Annotated in this window: 12 protein-coding genes and 1 pseudogene; 12 read left to right on the forward strand and 1 reads right to left on the reverse strand. The window is 54.9% G+C overall.

Annotation, left to right across the window (positions count from 1 at the left end):
* Positions 1 to 13 precede the first annotated feature (13 nt).
* From mmsB to HP15_RS23030, 8 genes are all read left to right on the forward strand, one after another.
* Positions 14 to 901 carry a 3-hydroxyisobutyrate dehydrogenase gene (gene mmsB / locus HP15_RS04550; protein ID WP_014576394.1) on the forward strand — a complete coding sequence of 296 codons (888 nt, stop codon included), beginning with the start codon at positions 14 to 16 and terminating at the stop codon, positions 899 to 901.
* Positions 902 to 904: 3 nt separating this feature from the next.
* Positions 905 to 1,237, forward strand: a complete 333-nt coding sequence (locus HP15_RS04555; protein ID WP_014576395.1) for a hypothetical protein — start codon at positions 905 to 907, stop codon at positions 1,235 to 1,237.
* 132 nt (positions 1,238 to 1,369) lie between these two features.
* Entirely contained in the window at positions 1,370 to 3,490 is a 2,121-nt protein-coding gene (locus tag HP15_RS04560; RefSeq protein WP_014576396.1) for a type VI secretion system Vgr family protein, read from the forward strand.
* Positions 3,487 to 4,281, forward strand: a complete 795-nt coding sequence (locus HP15_RS04565) for a DUF4123 domain-containing protein (RefSeq protein ID WP_041645042.1) — start codon at positions 3,487 to 3,489, stop codon at positions 4,279 to 4,281. The genes HP15_RS04560 and HP15_RS04565 overlap by 4 nt, the downstream gene beginning before the upstream one ends.
* A complete protein-coding gene (locus HP15_RS04570) occupies positions 4,281 to 6,398 on the forward strand; it encodes a LysM peptidoglycan-binding domain-containing protein (protein WP_014576398.1) in 2,118 nt (705 codons plus the stop codon). Before HP15_RS04565 ends, HP15_RS04570 begins: the two co-directional genes overlap by 1 nt.
* Positions 6,399 to 6,410: 12 nt before the next feature.
* Positions 6,411 to 7,370, forward strand: a complete 960-nt coding sequence (locus HP15_RS04575; protein WP_014576399.1) for a formylglycine-generating enzyme family protein — start codon at positions 6,411 to 6,413, stop codon at positions 7,368 to 7,370.
* 32 nt (positions 7,371 to 7,402) lie between these two features.
* Positions 7,403 to 8,278, forward strand: coding sequence for a hypothetical protein (locus HP15_RS04580; protein ID WP_014576400.1), 876 nt, complete (start codon positions 7,403 to 7,405; stop codon positions 8,276 to 8,278).
* Positions 8,279 to 9,119: 841 nt separating this feature from the next.
* Positions 9,120 to 9,368 carry a hypothetical protein gene (locus tag HP15_RS23030; RefSeq protein ID WP_373274851.1) on the forward strand — a complete coding sequence of 83 codons (249 nt, stop codon included), beginning with the start codon at positions 9,120 to 9,122 and terminating at the stop codon, positions 9,366 to 9,368.
* A gap of 55 nt (positions 9,369 to 9,423) precedes the next feature.
* On the opposite strand, the gene HP15_RS04590 is transcribed toward HP15_RS23030, so the two are convergent.
* A complete protein-coding gene (locus HP15_RS04590) occupies positions 9,424 to 10,275 on the reverse strand; it encodes a formylglycine-generating enzyme family protein (protein WP_049784459.1) in 852 nt (283 codons plus the stop codon).
* 211 nt (positions 10,276 to 10,486) lie between these two features.
* Between HP15_RS04590 and HP15_RS04595 the strand changes: the two genes are divergently transcribed.
* The 4 genes and pseudogenes from HP15_RS04595 (at position 10,487) to HP15_RS04610 (ending at position 14,735) form a co-directional block, all read left to right on the forward strand.
* Positions 10,487 to 11,185 carry a DUF3592 domain-containing protein gene (locus HP15_RS04595; RefSeq protein ID WP_041645046.1) on the forward strand — a complete coding sequence of 233 codons (699 nt, stop codon included), beginning with the start codon at positions 10,487 to 10,489 and terminating at the stop codon, positions 11,183 to 11,185.
* 141 nt (positions 11,186 to 11,326) lie between these two features.
* The gene (locus HP15_RS04600) at positions 11,327 to 12,430 is read left to right on the forward strand and encodes an AI-2E family transporter (RefSeq protein ID WP_041645048.1); all 1,104 of its coding nucleotides are present in this window, start codon (positions 11,327 to 11,329) and stop codon (positions 12,428 to 12,430) included.
* A 100-nt stretch (positions 12,431 to 12,530) separates the two neighbouring features.
* Positions 12,531 to 13,674: pseudogene (locus HP15_RS04605) on the forward strand (zinc-binding dehydrogenase).
* Complete coding sequence (locus tag HP15_RS04610; RefSeq protein WP_014576406.1) at positions 13,674 to 14,735, forward strand: proline racemase family protein; 1,062 nt, start codon at positions 13,674 to 13,676, stop codon at positions 14,733 to 14,735. Before HP15_RS04605 ends, HP15_RS04610 begins: the two are co-directional and overlap by 1 nt.
* The last annotated feature ends 135 nt before the right edge of the window (positions 14,736 to 14,870 follow it).

A 14,870-nucleotide genomic window follows, 5' to 3' on the forward strand; every position in this document is an offset into this window, starting at 1 on the left:
AAGGAGAAAAGACATGGCAAAGATTACCTTTATCGGTCTCGGTAACATGGGCGGCCCAATGGCCGGAAACCTGGTAAAAGCCGGCCACGAGGTCACCGTATTCGACCTGTCCAAAGACGCTGTTGCCGCCCTGGTGTCCGAAGGCGCGAAAACAGCAGGCACCGCCCACGAAGCAGCCAGTGGCGCGGAGTGTGTCATCACCATGCTGCCTGCCGGCCAGCATGTGGAAGCGGTATACCTGGGAGACGATGGTCTGCTGGCAAAACTGCCGGCCGGCACCCTGGTGATTGATTCTTCCACCATCGCTCCGGAAACAGCCCGGGGCGTTGCCGAAGTTGCACGAGCCAAGGATATCCCGTTCCTCGATGCGCCCGTCTCCGGCGGTGTTGGCGGTGCCAAGGCCGGCACCTTGACCTTCATTTGCGGCGGCTCGGAAGAGGCCTTCAACAAGGCCAAGCCGATTCTCGACACCATGGGCAAGAACATCTTCCACGCCGGTGATCATGGGTCCGGCCAGGTGGCCAAGATCTGCAACAACATGCTGCTGGCCATCCTGATGTCCGGCACCAGTGAGGCACTTGCGCTCGGCGTGAAGAACGGTCTGGATCCGGCGGTTCTCTCGGAAATCATGAAGCAGAGCTCTGGCGGCAACTGGGCGTTGAACGTCTACAACCCCTGGCCTGGTGTGATGGAGGGCGTACCCGCGTCACGTAACTACGAGGGCGGCTTCCTGGTCAATCTGATGACCAAGGATCTGGGGCTGGCGTTCGACAACGCCGTCAAGAACCAGGCTTCCATTCCCATGGGCTCTCTGGCCCGCAACCTGTTCCAGCTTCATGCTGGGCAGGGCAACGGTAGCCTGGATTTCTCCAGCATTCAGCGGCTTTATAAGCCTGAATAAAGGTTGGGTAAAGACACGATCAAAACGCTGGACGGGCGCTACCTTGTGGTAAAGGGGCGCCTGTGGCGTTGTTCGAATCCCGATCTTCCGGAGCAGGTGTACCGGGAGCAGGTCAAGCACCTGATGTCTGCTCGCCGGATGGTGCGGGATGCGAAAGCATCCGGCGACGAGGGTCAGGAGCGTGAGGCCCGCCAACAGGTGGATCACGCCAAGCGTGCCCTGGGTGAGCGCGGGCCGGTATGGTGGTCTGATGGCGAACCGGACTACACCCAGTGCAAGATCGAGAACACGCCGTACGCCGAATGGTATCGTTCGCTTCAGGAGGCGAGTGAGTAACGTCTGGTCTTTTCGTTGAATAACCGCGGCTACGCTGTTAATGTTTCACCCGCTACGATGGAAGAACTGCCAGGGATAGTGCAGTTTTTGTAGCAGAATCATCCGGATTGATGACTTCAAAGGATTGAAGACATGCCCCAGGCAAATGGATTGCAGTTCACCGTCCGCGTTGGCGGTCTCCCCTCTGATATTTTTTCACTCGTCGGTTTTACCCTGACCGAATGCCTGTCCGAGGTGTTTCACGGTCGGCTTGAGCTGGCCAGTACCGATCCCTCAATTCAGGCAGCGGAAATTCTTGAGCAACCGGTGGATCTTGTGGTCTGGCAGGATGGCGAGCCGCTAAGGCGCTTCACCGGTGTGGTCAACGAATTTGTTCGGGGCGATGCCGGTCACCGGCGCACCCGCTATGAACTGAATATTCAGTCGCCACTCTGGCGTCTGGGGCTGATGCACAACAGCCGGATTTTCCAGACCCAAAGCAGCGATACCATCGCGCGAACCTTGCTGGAAGAGCGCGGCATTATCGACTCGGTTTTCGATCTGAAACGCACTCCCGAGCAGCGGGAGTATTGTGTTCAGCATCGAGAAAGCGACCTAGCCTTCCTCGAACGTCTCGCGGCTGAAGAGGGCTGGCATTACAGGTATGAACACGGGAGCGTGGACGCAGACACACAGCCGGCGCTTGTAATCGCCGACCATCATGGCGATGCGCCGAAGCTGGAGCCGGCAGAATATAAAGCCAGAGCCGGCGGCAGCAGCAGGCGCCCGGTCGTGTACCGATTTCGATATGAAGAGCGGGTGCGGGTGGCCTCTGTGGCCATGAAGGATTATACCTTTAAGAATCCCGCCTATGCTTTGATGCATCAGCATGCTTCCGGCGACCTGAAGCACCGGGAAGATTACCAGCACTACGATTACCCCGGCCGCTTCAAGGCCGATGCCAGTGGCCAGCCGTTTACCGAAGCCAGACTGCAATCCCTCCGCAATGATGCCAGTACCGCATCCGGTGAGAGCAATCGCCCGGACTTCAGCGCCGGCGCCAAAGTTGAGCTGAAGGAGCACGACAGCGACGCCCTGAATCGGGAATGGCTGCTGACCGCAGTCACTCACACCGGCACCCAGCCCCAGGCCCTGGAAGAGGAGGGCGGCAGCGAACCCACCACCTATCACAACCGGTTCAATGCCATACCTGCAGACCTGACCTGGCGTCCCCGAACGCCCCATCGTCCTCTGATGGACGGCCCGCAAATTGCGATTGTCACAGGCCCGGAAGGCGAAGAGATTCACTGCGATGAACATGGCCGGGTCAAAGTCCGTTTCCCTTGGGATCGCTACTCGAAAAACGACGAACACAGCAGCGCCTGGCTCCGAGTCAGTCAGGGCTGGGCCGGCGGCCAGTATGGCTTCATGGCCTTGCCACGAATCGGCCACGAAGTAATTGTCTCCTTCCTGGACGGCGACCCGGACCAGCCCATCATCACCGGGCGAACCCATCACATCACCAACACGCCACCCTATGGGCTGCCGGAGCACAAAACCCGCACCACCCTGAAAACCAAGACCCACAAGGGCGAGGGCAGCAACGAACTGCGGTTTGAGGATGAGGCGGACCAGGAACAGATCTACGTCCACGCCCAGAAAGACCTGGACCTGCTCACCGAGAACAACCGCACGGAGGTGATTCGGAACGACAGTCACCGCACGGTCGAAAACAACGAATTCAGTCATGTCAAAGGCAATGAGCACCGAACTGTCGATGGCGAACAGCGTGAGTCGGTCGGAAGTGATTACAGCCTCTCCATCGGTGGCAGTCTTCACAGCAAACAGGGCAAAAACCAGCTCGTTGAAGCTGGCACCGAGATCCACCACAAAGCGGGTATGAAAGTCGTAATCGAGGCGGGCGCCGAACTCACGCTCAAGGCGGGTGGCAGCTTTCTGAAGCTGGATCCCAGTGGCGTTACGGTCTCCGGGCCTTCGGTGCGCATGAACTCTGGCGGTGGGCCTGGGAGTGGGAGTGGGGTGTCGGCCCAAGACCCGGCGCTTCCGGCCAGCCTGAGTGAAATTGCCGATACGAATAAACCGGCACAGCTTGCTGAAACCGACACCCGGGCTTTAGCAGGTCCGACTCCAAGTTCGGTGCAGGCCCTGAAAGCGGCGGCCAGGAACGATGTTGCACTGGTCAAGCAATGCGGGCGCAAGTCGGATGGCACCTGCGCCCTCTCATCCTGTTCATGCGAGGATGTGACTGCATGATAGGGCTGGATGAAACAACCAGGGCGAACGCCTACATTCTTTTTGACGGTGCATTGTTTGATGCACCGCGCTTCACCTACGAGCATGATGATCAGCCCCAACTGGAATATCTGTTCTTGGGCACACCACATGAAGCGGCTATGGAAGTAACCCCTTGCCTGGTCAAACCCTCCGAGGGTACACGGCTTTGGCGTGCCCAGTCTGAGTGGCAGGATAAAGCCATTATCCTTCTATCGGATCAAAGCCTTCCCCTTGTGGCGGGCCATTTGCGCAGTTTGCTCAGTGTGCGGATGCCGAATGGGGGATTCTCCTACCTGCGCTATTACGCACCCAAGCAGCTCACGCGGCTGATGTCTGCACTGAATGAGCAGGAACGCGCTCGCTTTAGTGGGCCAGTCAGAGAGTGGCTGGCCTTCCAGCCGAACGGAGAGCTATCCCGGTTCGATTCAGATGGCTCGCAACACTTCAGGAAAGCGGCTGAGGAAGGCTGGTTTCTCCTCACTGAAAATCATGTGGCAGTGCTGTCACAGAGCGCCAGGCATGAATTCGTCGAGAAGTTGGGCCGTTTTCTCGACATCACGGATCGAGCACGGTTGGAGCAACTCATCAATGAGGCAACCGCGCTGGGTTTTCGAACCGAAAAGGAGGTTAGCCGTTACTCAGAGCTGGCCGTGGTTCACGGGGAGCGGATCAAGCTTGCCGAAATCCGCACCATTCTGTCTGACTCTGAGGTCTCGGCTAGCGCACGTCTGAAAGCAGTGGATAACCATTTGGCATACGGAGTTGCCTGATGAATTCTGAATACACCGTTCGCTCCGGCGACACCCTCAGTGCGATTGCACAAAGGCATCAAACAACCCTGAGCAGCCTGATGCGGCTGAATCCTGCAATTGAGAACCCGGATCGTATCTTCCCCGGACAGCTGCTCAAGCTGCCAGCGGCCAACGAGGCTGATTTCTCCAACTGCGAAGTGGGATCTGTTGCTCAGGAGCCTCCCTGTTCCGAAGAAATCGTGGAAGTTGTCCATGTAACCGGGTCTGACGAACTGATTCTCCTGACTGAGGCGGAATTGGCGGAGTGGGTCGAAGAAGAGGAATTCGTTTGTGGCCCCATCACTGAATTTTACGGGAAGCTTGACGGGCTTGATGAGGGTGAGACCGACTCTGAACTGGGCGTGAGTGAGGGCGAAGGGCGCTTGCTGTCGGAAGTACAGGAGGAGAAAGAACGGCTGATAGACGAACTTGAGGCACGCTCAGTCCTGACCAACGACATGCAATCCATTCCACCGATTACTGAAATAAAGCGGTTGGCCGGCAATAAGCACGTCACATTTGTTCGCTCTGACAAGATCGCGAACCACCCTCGCCGGTATTCGATGGCATCGCGAGACAGGGAGCGCAGTAAGGGTTGGCTAACCGAGAACGGCGTTGATCCGGCTAAGCTACGAGATGCTATCCGAAGCGAACTTAACATCAAGTTCAACGCAACCCTCTGGGAGCCGGATAAAAATGGCGCGCTGATGACGACGTTGAACAAGTTTTACGATGAAGCATCCTGGTCTATCTGGGGAGACGCGGAAGCCAGGCGGGAAGCGGTCGATGAGACCGGGTTTGATGCCTCTGCGGAGGCACAGTTCATGCGCTTTGCTGCCGGCGCGGCGGCCTCGGGCGAATTTGATCCGCGCAAGGGGAAAGTGCATTTCCAGGCGAAAGCGGAAGCGCAGTATGCCCTGGCGCAGGGCAAGGTTGGTGTTGAGCAGGCGTTTCCGGTGAATAACCGGTCCGAAATCCGGATTCCTTATCGGGTTGGAGGCTGGGATGGCGAGCGCAAGATCGCGTCGCTCGGCCATTTCCAGGCAGCGATCAACGCCTCGCTGACCGGATTTGCCGGCGCCTCGGCTCTTATTGCTGGAAATGTTCACGTGTCCACCAAGGACGGCCTCCCCACTCTGAAGGGCATTGCTTCGAGGAATAACGGGCAGAGGGCGGGGGCTGAGGCTGGGGTATTCGCAGGCATTCGTGGCGGATGTGAGGTGGCAGGTGAGCTGCGTTGGAAAGACGTACTGACCGAGAAGCGAGAGTGGGAAAGGCTTTGTAGGGTAGGTAAGAAGGTCGAGGCAGCGTTGGGGGCTGGGGCAGAGGCCGAACTCAGGCTGTTATTCAGCCCGGAGACTGGCAAATTTTATGTAAACGCACACGCTGGGCTTGTGCTAGGCGTGGGGCCATCTGGAAGCTTTCTCTTGGAGATCGAGACTCAGAAAGTCATTCGGATGCTCCATTTCGTCTACAACGCACTATTGGATGTGGATTTCAGGTATTTAGAGCTCTTTGATCAAAGTACCGACGCTTTCGAGTGGTATAAACGAATGGGGCTATATGCTTTGGCGAGAGGGTTGTCGGCATTTGAAGTGGCTAACGAGTTTGCTGGTTCTATCGCAAATGAGCTGGCTACATACGCCCAGGAGGTTTTTGTTAATCGTTACCGAGAAAAACAAAGCACTGACATCGCGCAAAACATACTCACTGATCTGCAATTGAAGGAGAATTCCGTTTTCCTGCATGCCCCACCTGAGGTCAAAGGTACGGTTCTGGATAATATTCTTTATGACTGGTGGGTGACACCCGATTTGTGGGATGACGATGACATCAAAATTACGGCTGTTAAGCAGATAATGGAAACTTTCCAGGGGTGGCGCGATTTCGAGGAAACCGTTGTGCGAATGAATCCTGAAGGTTTTGCAATGCAAGAGGAGTTTGACTCGAACGTTGAACGACTTTTTGCGTTCATTGGAAAAAACAAAGCGGATCAGCGCATGTTCATGCTCGGGCTTCAGGGTCAAACAGCAATAGCGGGAAGGCCTGTGAGAATGGATCCTTTCGACGTCTGCCGTATTTGTAGGATTGGCTAAGGAAAACCACATATGGTTCTGAACAATGGTTTGCAGTTGGGGTTGTTGGTGTTGCTTGCAACCTCATTATCTGCTTGTGAGAGGTTTGGTAACGGCTCGGCCGATGCGGTTTCTCGAATCAAGCAAAAAGCGATTGAAAATCTGGTCTTTGTTGACGGAGGTACTTTTAAGCTGGGTGATGTGGGACACCCGAATGGTTCGCCTTATGTAGTTTTAACCGATCATGCTCGGCCTGCTGTCGAGGTTAGTGTCGATAGCTACTCAATCTCCAAATACGAGACAACTTGGGGAGAAATGCATGTCTACTACGAAAAACTTGGACGCTTTTCCTTGTATGAGGGCTCTGTCTATGACGAGAAATTTATCGCCGAACCAAGTGAAGATCCCTTTTCTCCTTATTTTTATCTTAAACCTGCCAGAACGCCAAACTACCATGAAGCGGAAGGTTACTGCGCCTGGTTAGGCGATCAAACCGGCTTGCCTTTTGCTCTCCCTACGGAAGCGCAATGGGAATTCGCTGCCCGAAGCAGGGGCAGTAATGTTCCCTTCGCCACAAATACTGGCGTTGCAGATAACGATACATATTTGCAGAGGCCCAGGCAGTATATTGATCCAAGTATCCCGCCTTCCGGCAATATGCTTAGCCATTCTTCTCTAGTCATGGAGAGGAGACCTGTTGGTAGTTATCCGCCCAATCCGATAGGACTTCATGACATGTCGGGGAATGTTGCGGAATGGACTCAGGACTGGTTTCAGAAGGACTATTATCAGCATGCGCCGCGCAACAATCCCAGAGGTCCGCTGAAACCCATTGACCCAGATAGTCCGGAGAAAACTGTAAGAGATTGGGCTGGCCACGGAGACCACGTAGGTGGCAATGCTACTGTGTTTGCGCGATCCGGTGTGCCTGTTTCCGCTGGCGGCAACGGCTTCCGCTGTGTCGTTAATCATCCGAAGCCAATCAATCGATAAGCTTAGTCATATGAACAGGGAAGTTAGGCTAGATGCAGTATATTGCAGCTTTTTTACTCATACCTTCGACTCTCATTCTTATTAGCTACATTAGAGTTTCGGTTTTTGAAGGTGCCGAGGCATCCTTTCTAGAAATTGAGAATGGAATCCTGAACGTTGGGTTCATGATCGCATTTGCCGTTAGCACCCTGGCCGGTTGGTTGGCGGTTCTCTTCAGTGTTCCTTTCCGGGATAACAATCGAATTACTCTTGTGGGAAAAGGGGTGTCTCTGGGCTTTTTGACCTGGCCTTGGGTTTTTGTTTGGTTATTTTTTACCGAGCGGATTGCTCTGGCGGCGTGTTTGCTTTCGGGCTGGGTCGGTTTGCTTACTCTGGCAATGCCAGCGTTGAGCGACTCCTCGAATCAGCGATTACCTGCTTTCGGTCTGGTCGCTCTCATGGCGTCTTTTCCGATTGTGGTTAGTCCGCTTTTATGGGCCGATCCACAACCCGATGGGCTGAAAGAGGCTAATTGGGGAGTCTATCACCCGGACTATGAGGTGGAAGAGGGTGAGGAGTTCGTAGCACACTACCAAGAGCATGGGCGGCGCTTTAACAAACAGGCGAGGCTCATCATATCGAAAACGACCATGTTTATGGCTAACCTACTCGGGCAACCTCTCTCCAATACCTTCAATTTTTGTGATTATAACGACAACTATGCGCTGTTCATGAGCTCCTTTGGTGATGGGTGTGCCAGCCAAAAATCGAATAACAGAGGGGCTTTGCTCGAAATTGAGTTTTACGAACCTGGCAAGTTGCGTTGTATGAATTGCCGAAAATTCGGTAAGCCGAAGCACTGGGTTGTGGTTCAGAGCTTGCGGCAATGGTATTCCTCGATGGAGCCACCAATACCCTATCCTGAATGACGGTTGCTTTCTTGAAGGAACCCGACCACCAATAAAGAATGGGGGTCTGGATTTACCAGACCATTTCATTTCCAAGGTGCGCAGGGTTCATCATGGAAGAGCAATTAAAAATTGTGAGTCGGCAGGTGAGAGCAAGCGCCCGCTGATTTCATCGGATCTTGCCACGCCGATATACGGCTTGTTCGGCTTTGGGACCCTGTACACCCAGTACGTGGCTAATCAGATTGTTCTGCGCATCATTCTCGCGGTAATGACCAGCCCGCCATGCTCGCCTCTGGTCAAGAAGGCATACGTTAAGTGGCGGATTCCCCGGATGATCAGTTCTCTTCCGGGTTGGAGGCTAGGATGGGGTGCGCAAGATTGCGTCACTCGGTCATTTTCAGGCTGTGTTTAGTGCCTCGCTTTCGGGTTTCGCCGGTGCTTCGGCTCTCATTGCCGGAAATGTTCACTTGTCCACAGCCGATGGCCCTCCCACCCTGAAGGGAATTGCCTCGAGGAAGAACGGGCAAAAAGCGGGGGTGAATTAGGCGTACTCGCACGCATTCGTGGTGGATGTGTGCTGGAAGGTGAGCTGCGCTTGCAAGACGTACTGAGCGATAAGCTCGAGTGGGATAGGCTTTGTCAAGTGGGGATGAAGGTCGAGGCAGCGTTGGGCGTTAGGGCTGAAGCTGAGCCCAAACTTTTATTCAGTCCGTAGACTAGAAAATTCTACGTAAACGCTCACGCGGGGCTTGTGCTAGGCGTGGGACCATCCCGAAGCTCTCTCTTCGTCCACTCATCGTTAGAAACAGAATGGCGACCGCTAGGCTCTTATCCTCCGAATCCACTCGGTATACACGATATGGTAGGTAACGTCTCGGAGTGGACCCGGGATCGATACTATTCCGGATTTGGTCACCTGGGTACCGTTAATTCCGTTGCAGCTGAGCCGAACGAGTCCGAAGCGGATAAGAAAACTGTCCGCGATCTCGCCGGTTACGGCGATCACTCGGGCGGTTTGGCAACGGTCTACGGTCGAAGGGCTGTGAGTATTGACTCTCCAAACCAAGGCTTCCGCTGTGTCGTCAATCATCCAGAACCGATAAATTGAGCGCCCTACAAATGTGGGGAACATTTGAAAAGGCAAGTGTCATGGGTTCCGGTAGTTAAATTTTTAAGAGGGAGCACCGAAAACCGGTGGATTCATTTGTTGCCCGTTCTATCGCTTTGCGTCTTGTGACTGTTGTGTTCCCTGAGAAGTCTCTAAAATCGCCGCCTCGGAGGACCCGGAAGGGTTCGTTGCTCCAGCTTTCTATGATTGGGCTCTCGGGTCCCTTAGGGTTATTTACGGGGGAGCGCTCATAATAATCGGCGTGATAATAATCTCTCACCCATTCCGCAGCATTCCCTGACATGTCGTACAGGCCAAGCAGGTTTGGAGGGTAGCTCCCTGGCGGCTGCGGAAGTGATTTATTCTGTCGTCTGTACTGTGATGGGCGTGCTGCCATTGTTACACCTTCTTTCGCGTCTCCGTTCTCAGTAGCATAGCGAAACGGTTTGCCACCGCTTCGGGCTGCATATTCCCACTGTGCTTCCGTCGGGAGTTCAACGGCTTTGCCAGTCTGAGATCCAAGCCATTCGCAAAAATCCGACGCATCTTTCCATGACACTACTGCCGGGAAGCTTGATTGAAAGCGATCCGGAGAATGATCTCTAAGGCTTTCGTAGGAACTGTTCGAGTGTTCATACCCCGTCACCGCCATAAACAGCTCAAAGTCCCCCTGAGTGACCTCATACTTCTGAATATAGAAATCGTCCAGAACTACTTTATGCGGCGGCCAGCTGTCGTTGCTTCCATCCCACCCCCCAGGATTCCCCATCATAAACTCCCCACCTTCCACAAAAACCATGGCGTCCATCTGACGCTGAATCATGTCTTTTGCCTGGGACTCGTAATAAAGGCTACAACCGGAAAGGGCAGAAGTGACAACAAGAGAAGAAAAAACGAGGTAACGCATGCTTGCTCCGTGCAATGGGGTTAACACTCCATGTGTTGGGAATATTCTATCAACTTGCTTGGAGCAACAGAATTACCATAGAGATAGTTTGTATGGATTGGAGGAACCGCGTCTCATCTTGTGACTTTCAAGCCTTGTTGAATCGAGTATAATTCTGAGTTCCGAAAACAGGGTGTTTTCGGGCAAGGAAGCAATCTTCAAGGGAACTGATATGAAAACCTTCAATACGCTGCGGGTGATTTTTTCACTCGTGGGTGTCGGCATGCTTGTCGGCGCCTTTTTCTCTTTCCAGAGCACTTCAACCTTTCTTGAAACCGCGACAGCCAAGCCGGGCGTTGTAACCGACCTGATTCGATCACGATCCAGTGATTCCAATGCCTACTATCCTCTCGTCCGTTTTGAAGACGAAAAAGGCAGGCTCACAGAGTTCCTCTCATCCAGCGGCAGCAACCCTCCGAGTTACAGTCGCGGAGAGACGGTTCGTGTGTTGTTCATGCCCGGCAATGCTGAGTCTGCAAGAATCGATGGATTCTTTTCGCTGTGGGGAGTCACCCTGATCGTAGGCGGTTTGGGCGGTGTTTTCTTTATGGTTGGAGCCGGTATGTTTGTTGTGCCCGCTGTCAGGAACAGTGGGGCTGCCAAACTTCGCAAAACCGGGCAACGGGTTCAGGGTATGTTTCAGGGTGTCGAAAAGAACCAGATGATCGTCATGAACGGTAAGAGCCCCTATCAGATCGTTTGCCAGTGGCAGAATCCGGTCACCTCCGATATCCATGTCTTCAGGAGCGGCAACCTCTGGTTTGATCCTTCGGACCATATCCAGAGCGAGTCCATTCCCGTTTACATCAATCCCACAAACCCCAAGCGGTATTGGGTGGACACCTCCTTTTTGCCAAAGATGGCGAGCTGATCGGGCGCTGAATACGACTCAAGTGAACCCCGCGTAACCCTCTCCCGGGTGCGCTCGCGCCATGGTGAAGGTAGACTGACCGTTTTTAACACTGGCCTGGAGTTTCCGGGCCAGCTTTTTTCACGGTACACAGGCTTCATCATGGAAGACCAATCCACAAATAAGGAACCGACGGGTGAGAACAAGCGCCTGCTGATCTCATCGGATCTTGCCACGCCGATATACGGTTTGTTCGGCCTGGGAATCCTGTACACCCTGTACGTGGCTCATCAGATTGTCCTGCCCATCATTCTTGCGGTAATGACGAGCCTGCTGCTCTCGCCCCTGGTCAAGAAGGCATACGTTAAGTGGCGGGTTCCCCGGATGATCAGCTCCCTGGTGTTTGTGCTCCTGGTGCTCGCCGGCATCGTCGGCATTACACTGGCCGTCGCGACGCCTGCCCTCAAGTGGGTTGAGGAAGTGCCCCAGGGGATATCGAGGCTGCTGGTGGGCGAGAGCGAAATCAGTCGCCAGATCGCCAGAGTCTCCGAGTCTGCGGAACAGGTTGAAAAGTCCGTTGAGGAGCTCTCGGAGTCAGAAAGGCAACAGCCAACGACGGTTGTTCTGCAGACGGATTCCTGGCGCAACCAGTTGATGACCAAAGCCCGGAACGGCATCGCTGGCCTGGCTTTGGCATTGGCATTGACCTATTTCCTGTTGGTGAGCGGTGATCGTCTGATCAAGAACTTTGTCCGTCAGTTGCCCATTGATCAGCGGAAAACCGTGCTTCGGATTACCCACGATTCTCAGCATCAGATTGCCCAGTACCTGGGCGTTCTCGGCCTGAGTAATCTGGCCGTCGGCACCACAACGGGCCTGATCTGCTGGGCCGTCGGGCTGCCGGATCCGGCTGTGTGGGGGCTGGTCGCCGGGCTTGCCCGGTTCATTCCCTACCTCGGGGTTATTCTCTCTATCTCCATGCTGACGATTGTCTCGGCCATTAGCCTTGATGAGTTCTGGATGATGGCCATTGCGCCACTGGGCTTCCTCGGTTTGACCACGCTGGTCGGGTTCTTTATCGAACCCTGGATTCACGGCTTTCGGATGGCGATCAATCCGGTGATCATCTTCGTCTCGATCTTCTTCTGGGGCTGGCTCTGGGGGCCGGTGGGCGTGCTCCTGGCGGTGCCGCTGATGACGGTCATCCAGGTGGTACTCAAGCAGATTCCCAAGCTGCGTCCTGTCTATAAAGTGATTGCCCGGTAGTCTGATAATGGATACCCGCAACACGCACTGACACGCCCGGTAAACTCACCTATCCTCTTTGAATACCCGAAATTCAGCAAACAGGGAGGATCGTCAGCCCATGATCCCGAACACCATGAAAGCCATGGTTCTTACCGGTCACGGTGATGTCGATAAACTGGAGTACCAGGACGTGCCTGTTCCTGCGCCCGGAGCCGGTCAGGTGCTTGTTCAGGTTACGGCAACGGCGAAGAACAACACCGACCGCAAGGCACGGGAAGGGCTGTATCCCACCAAAAAAAGGCGAAATGACATCCTTCCAGATGGGCGGCAAGCCCACGCTGGTTTTTCCGCGGATCCAGGGGGCAGACATCGCCGGGCGCGTTGTGGCTGTTGGTGACGGTGTGGATGAGTCCCGCATTGGAGAACGGGGCCTTCTGGATTTCAACATCTACGCCAATGACCGCCGAGACATCAATCTCACGCCCGATTACTACGGCCACGGTGCCGACGGCGGTTACGCGGAATACGTAGCGCTGCCGGCTGACCAGTTCCATCACATACCCAATGCCGAACTGGCGGATGCCGAAGTGGCGTCCATGGGCATGTGTTCCTACCAGACCGCCATGCACATGCTTACCTCGGCCAACATCAAGGCCGGAGAGCGGGTCCTGGTGACCGGCGCGAGCGGGGGCGTTGGCACGGCCCTGATCCAGCTTTGCCGAATTATGGGGGCTATTCCCTATGCTCTCAGTAAACAGGACAAAGCGGCAGCGCTGTTGGAACTGGGCGCCGAGGCGGTGCTGGATCGCTCCGATATGGACAGCTTTGTAGATCGGGTGAAAGCGGAAACCGGAGGCAAGCCCATTGATGCGGTGATGGACCTGGTGGGCGGAGAGATGACCGATGTGTTCATCGACACCATGATCTTCGACATGAACGCCCGCAGCACCTACCCGCGCCTGAGTATTGCCGGGGCCAGTGGCGGCAACATAAGCGAAATCCTGTGGACCCGGATCTACCTCTATCAGGTACAGATTTTCGGGGTGTCTCATGGCACCCGCGAAGAGGCGGAACAACTAATGGCCTGGATCCGGGGAGGGCAACTGAAACCGGTTCTGCACGGTGCGTTTCGGCTCTCTGATCTGCACCGGGCAGAAGAATATTTTGTGAACCGGGGTAGTAATTATCTCGGCAAGATCGTGATCGTTCCCGACTCACAATGGGAAGAACACGGCCAACCCTGGTCACTGGAGAGCGCTTGATGAAACCGGAACTTACCATTCAGTTGATGGATACCCATGCCGGCGGTGATGTCAGCCGGATCGTGACCGGTGGCATTGATCTGTTGCCCGGCGATACCGTGCGAGCGCAGATGGAGTACCTGCGGGATGACGCCGACGGTCTACGCCGGCTTTTGCTGGAAGAGCCCTACGGGATACCGGAAATGTCTGTGGATCTGTTGGTGCCGCCCACGGATCCGCGAGCTGCCGCCGGTTACATCATCATGGAAGTCATGGGCTACCCTATCTACTCGGGCTCCAACACCATCTGCACGGCTACGGCGGTGCTGGAAGCGGGCATTGTGCCCAAACAGGAAGGCCAGCAGAGTTTTATACTGGAGTCGCCCGCCGGACTGGTCCAGATTGAGGCGACGGTGCACGACGGAGTGGTAGAAGCCATCACCTGTGAAGGTCTGCCCAGCTATATCCACACCTACAAGGCCACCATCGACGTGCCTTCGCTGGGCGAGATTACCTACAGCGTTGCATACAGCGGCGGCTTTTATGCCCTGGTTGATGCAGCCAGCATGGGCTTCGATCTGACCCTGGACGAAGAACGCAAACTCGCTGAAACCGCCCACGCCATTGTCGAGGCGATTCAGGCAGAGCGGGGCTTTTCCCATTATACGCTTGGCGACGTAGGGCCACTGCCGTTCCTGCACTTCATGGGCCCTGTGGAACATGTGGCAGAGGGCTATTACCGGTCCCGCTCGGCAACCTATGTGCATCCCGGTGTGATCTGTCGGAGCACAACGGGCACCGGCACTTCCGCCCGTCTGGCGTTGATGAACTACGAAGGCAGCATCAAGCCGGGCGACAAGCTGGAAACCGTTTCCCTCAGAGAGACGGGCTTTATCGGTGAATTCACTTCGGTTGAGGAAGAGGGTGAGTACCAGGTGATCAAAAACAGCATCACCGGCAAGGGCTATGTCATTGCCCGCTCCGACATCGTGGTTAATTGCGATGATCCCATGGTGGAGTGCGGCTCCCTGCACCACATACTTTCAAGCCGCCATCCCGGAAAGATCACACCGAAATCCTGATTTTTGTGTTTGATCCCTTCTAAGGGTGCGGCAGGCCTGTCGCACCCGCTTTTCCTGCTCATAAAGCCCCGCAGATTTCTTCCTTTTTGGTCTAAAGTTTACCTTTACGTAAAGTGAAGCCTGTGCTAAACCTTG

The organism is Marinobacter adhaerens HP15, from assembly GCF_000166295.1.
GTDB classification, from domain to species: domain Bacteria; phylum Pseudomonadota; class Gammaproteobacteria; order Pseudomonadales; family Oleiphilaceae; genus Marinobacter; species Marinobacter adhaerens.

Bases quoted from the DNA above. Each gene is read 5' to 3' on its own strand.
- mmsB (WP_014576394.1), top strand. From the start codon at position 14: ATGGCAAAGATTACCTTTATCGGTCTCGGTAACATGGGCGGCCCAATG.
- HP15_RS04560 (WP_014576396.1), top strand. From the start codon at position 1,370: ATGCCCCAGGCAAATGGATTGCAGTTCACCGTCCGCGTTGGCGGTCTC.
- HP15_RS04565 (WP_041645042.1), top strand. From the start codon at position 3,487: ATGATAGGGCTGGATGAAACAACCAGGGCGAACGCCTACATTCTTTTT.
- HP15_RS04570 (WP_014576398.1), top strand. From the start codon at position 4,281: ATGAATTCTGAATACACCGTTCGCTCCGGCGACACCCTCAGTGCGATT.
- HP15_RS04575 (WP_014576399.1), top strand. From the start codon at position 6,411: ATGGTTCTGAACAATGGTTTGCAGTTGGGGTTGTTGGTGTTGCTTGCA.
- HP15_RS04580 (WP_014576400.1), top strand. From the start codon at position 7,403: ATGCAGTATATTGCAGCTTTTTTACTCATACCTTCGACTCTCATTCTT.
- HP15_RS23030 (WP_373274851.1), top strand. From the start codon at position 9,120: ATGGTAGGTAACGTCTCGGAGTGGACCCGGGATCGATACTATTCCGGA.
- HP15_RS04590 (WP_049784459.1), bottom strand. From the start codon at position 10,275: ATGCGTTACCTCGTTTTTTCTTCTCTTGTTGTCACTTCTGCCCTTTCC.
- HP15_RS04595 (WP_041645046.1), top strand. From the start codon at position 10,487: ATGAAAACCTTCAATACGCTGCGGGTGATTTTTTCACTCGTGGGTGTC.
- HP15_RS04600 (WP_041645048.1), top strand. From the start codon at position 11,327: ATGGAAGACCAATCCACAAATAAGGAACCGACGGGTGAGAACAAGCGC.
- HP15_RS04610 (WP_014576406.1), top strand. From the start codon at position 13,674: ATGAAACCGGAACTTACCATTCAGTTGATGGATACCCATGCCGGCGGT.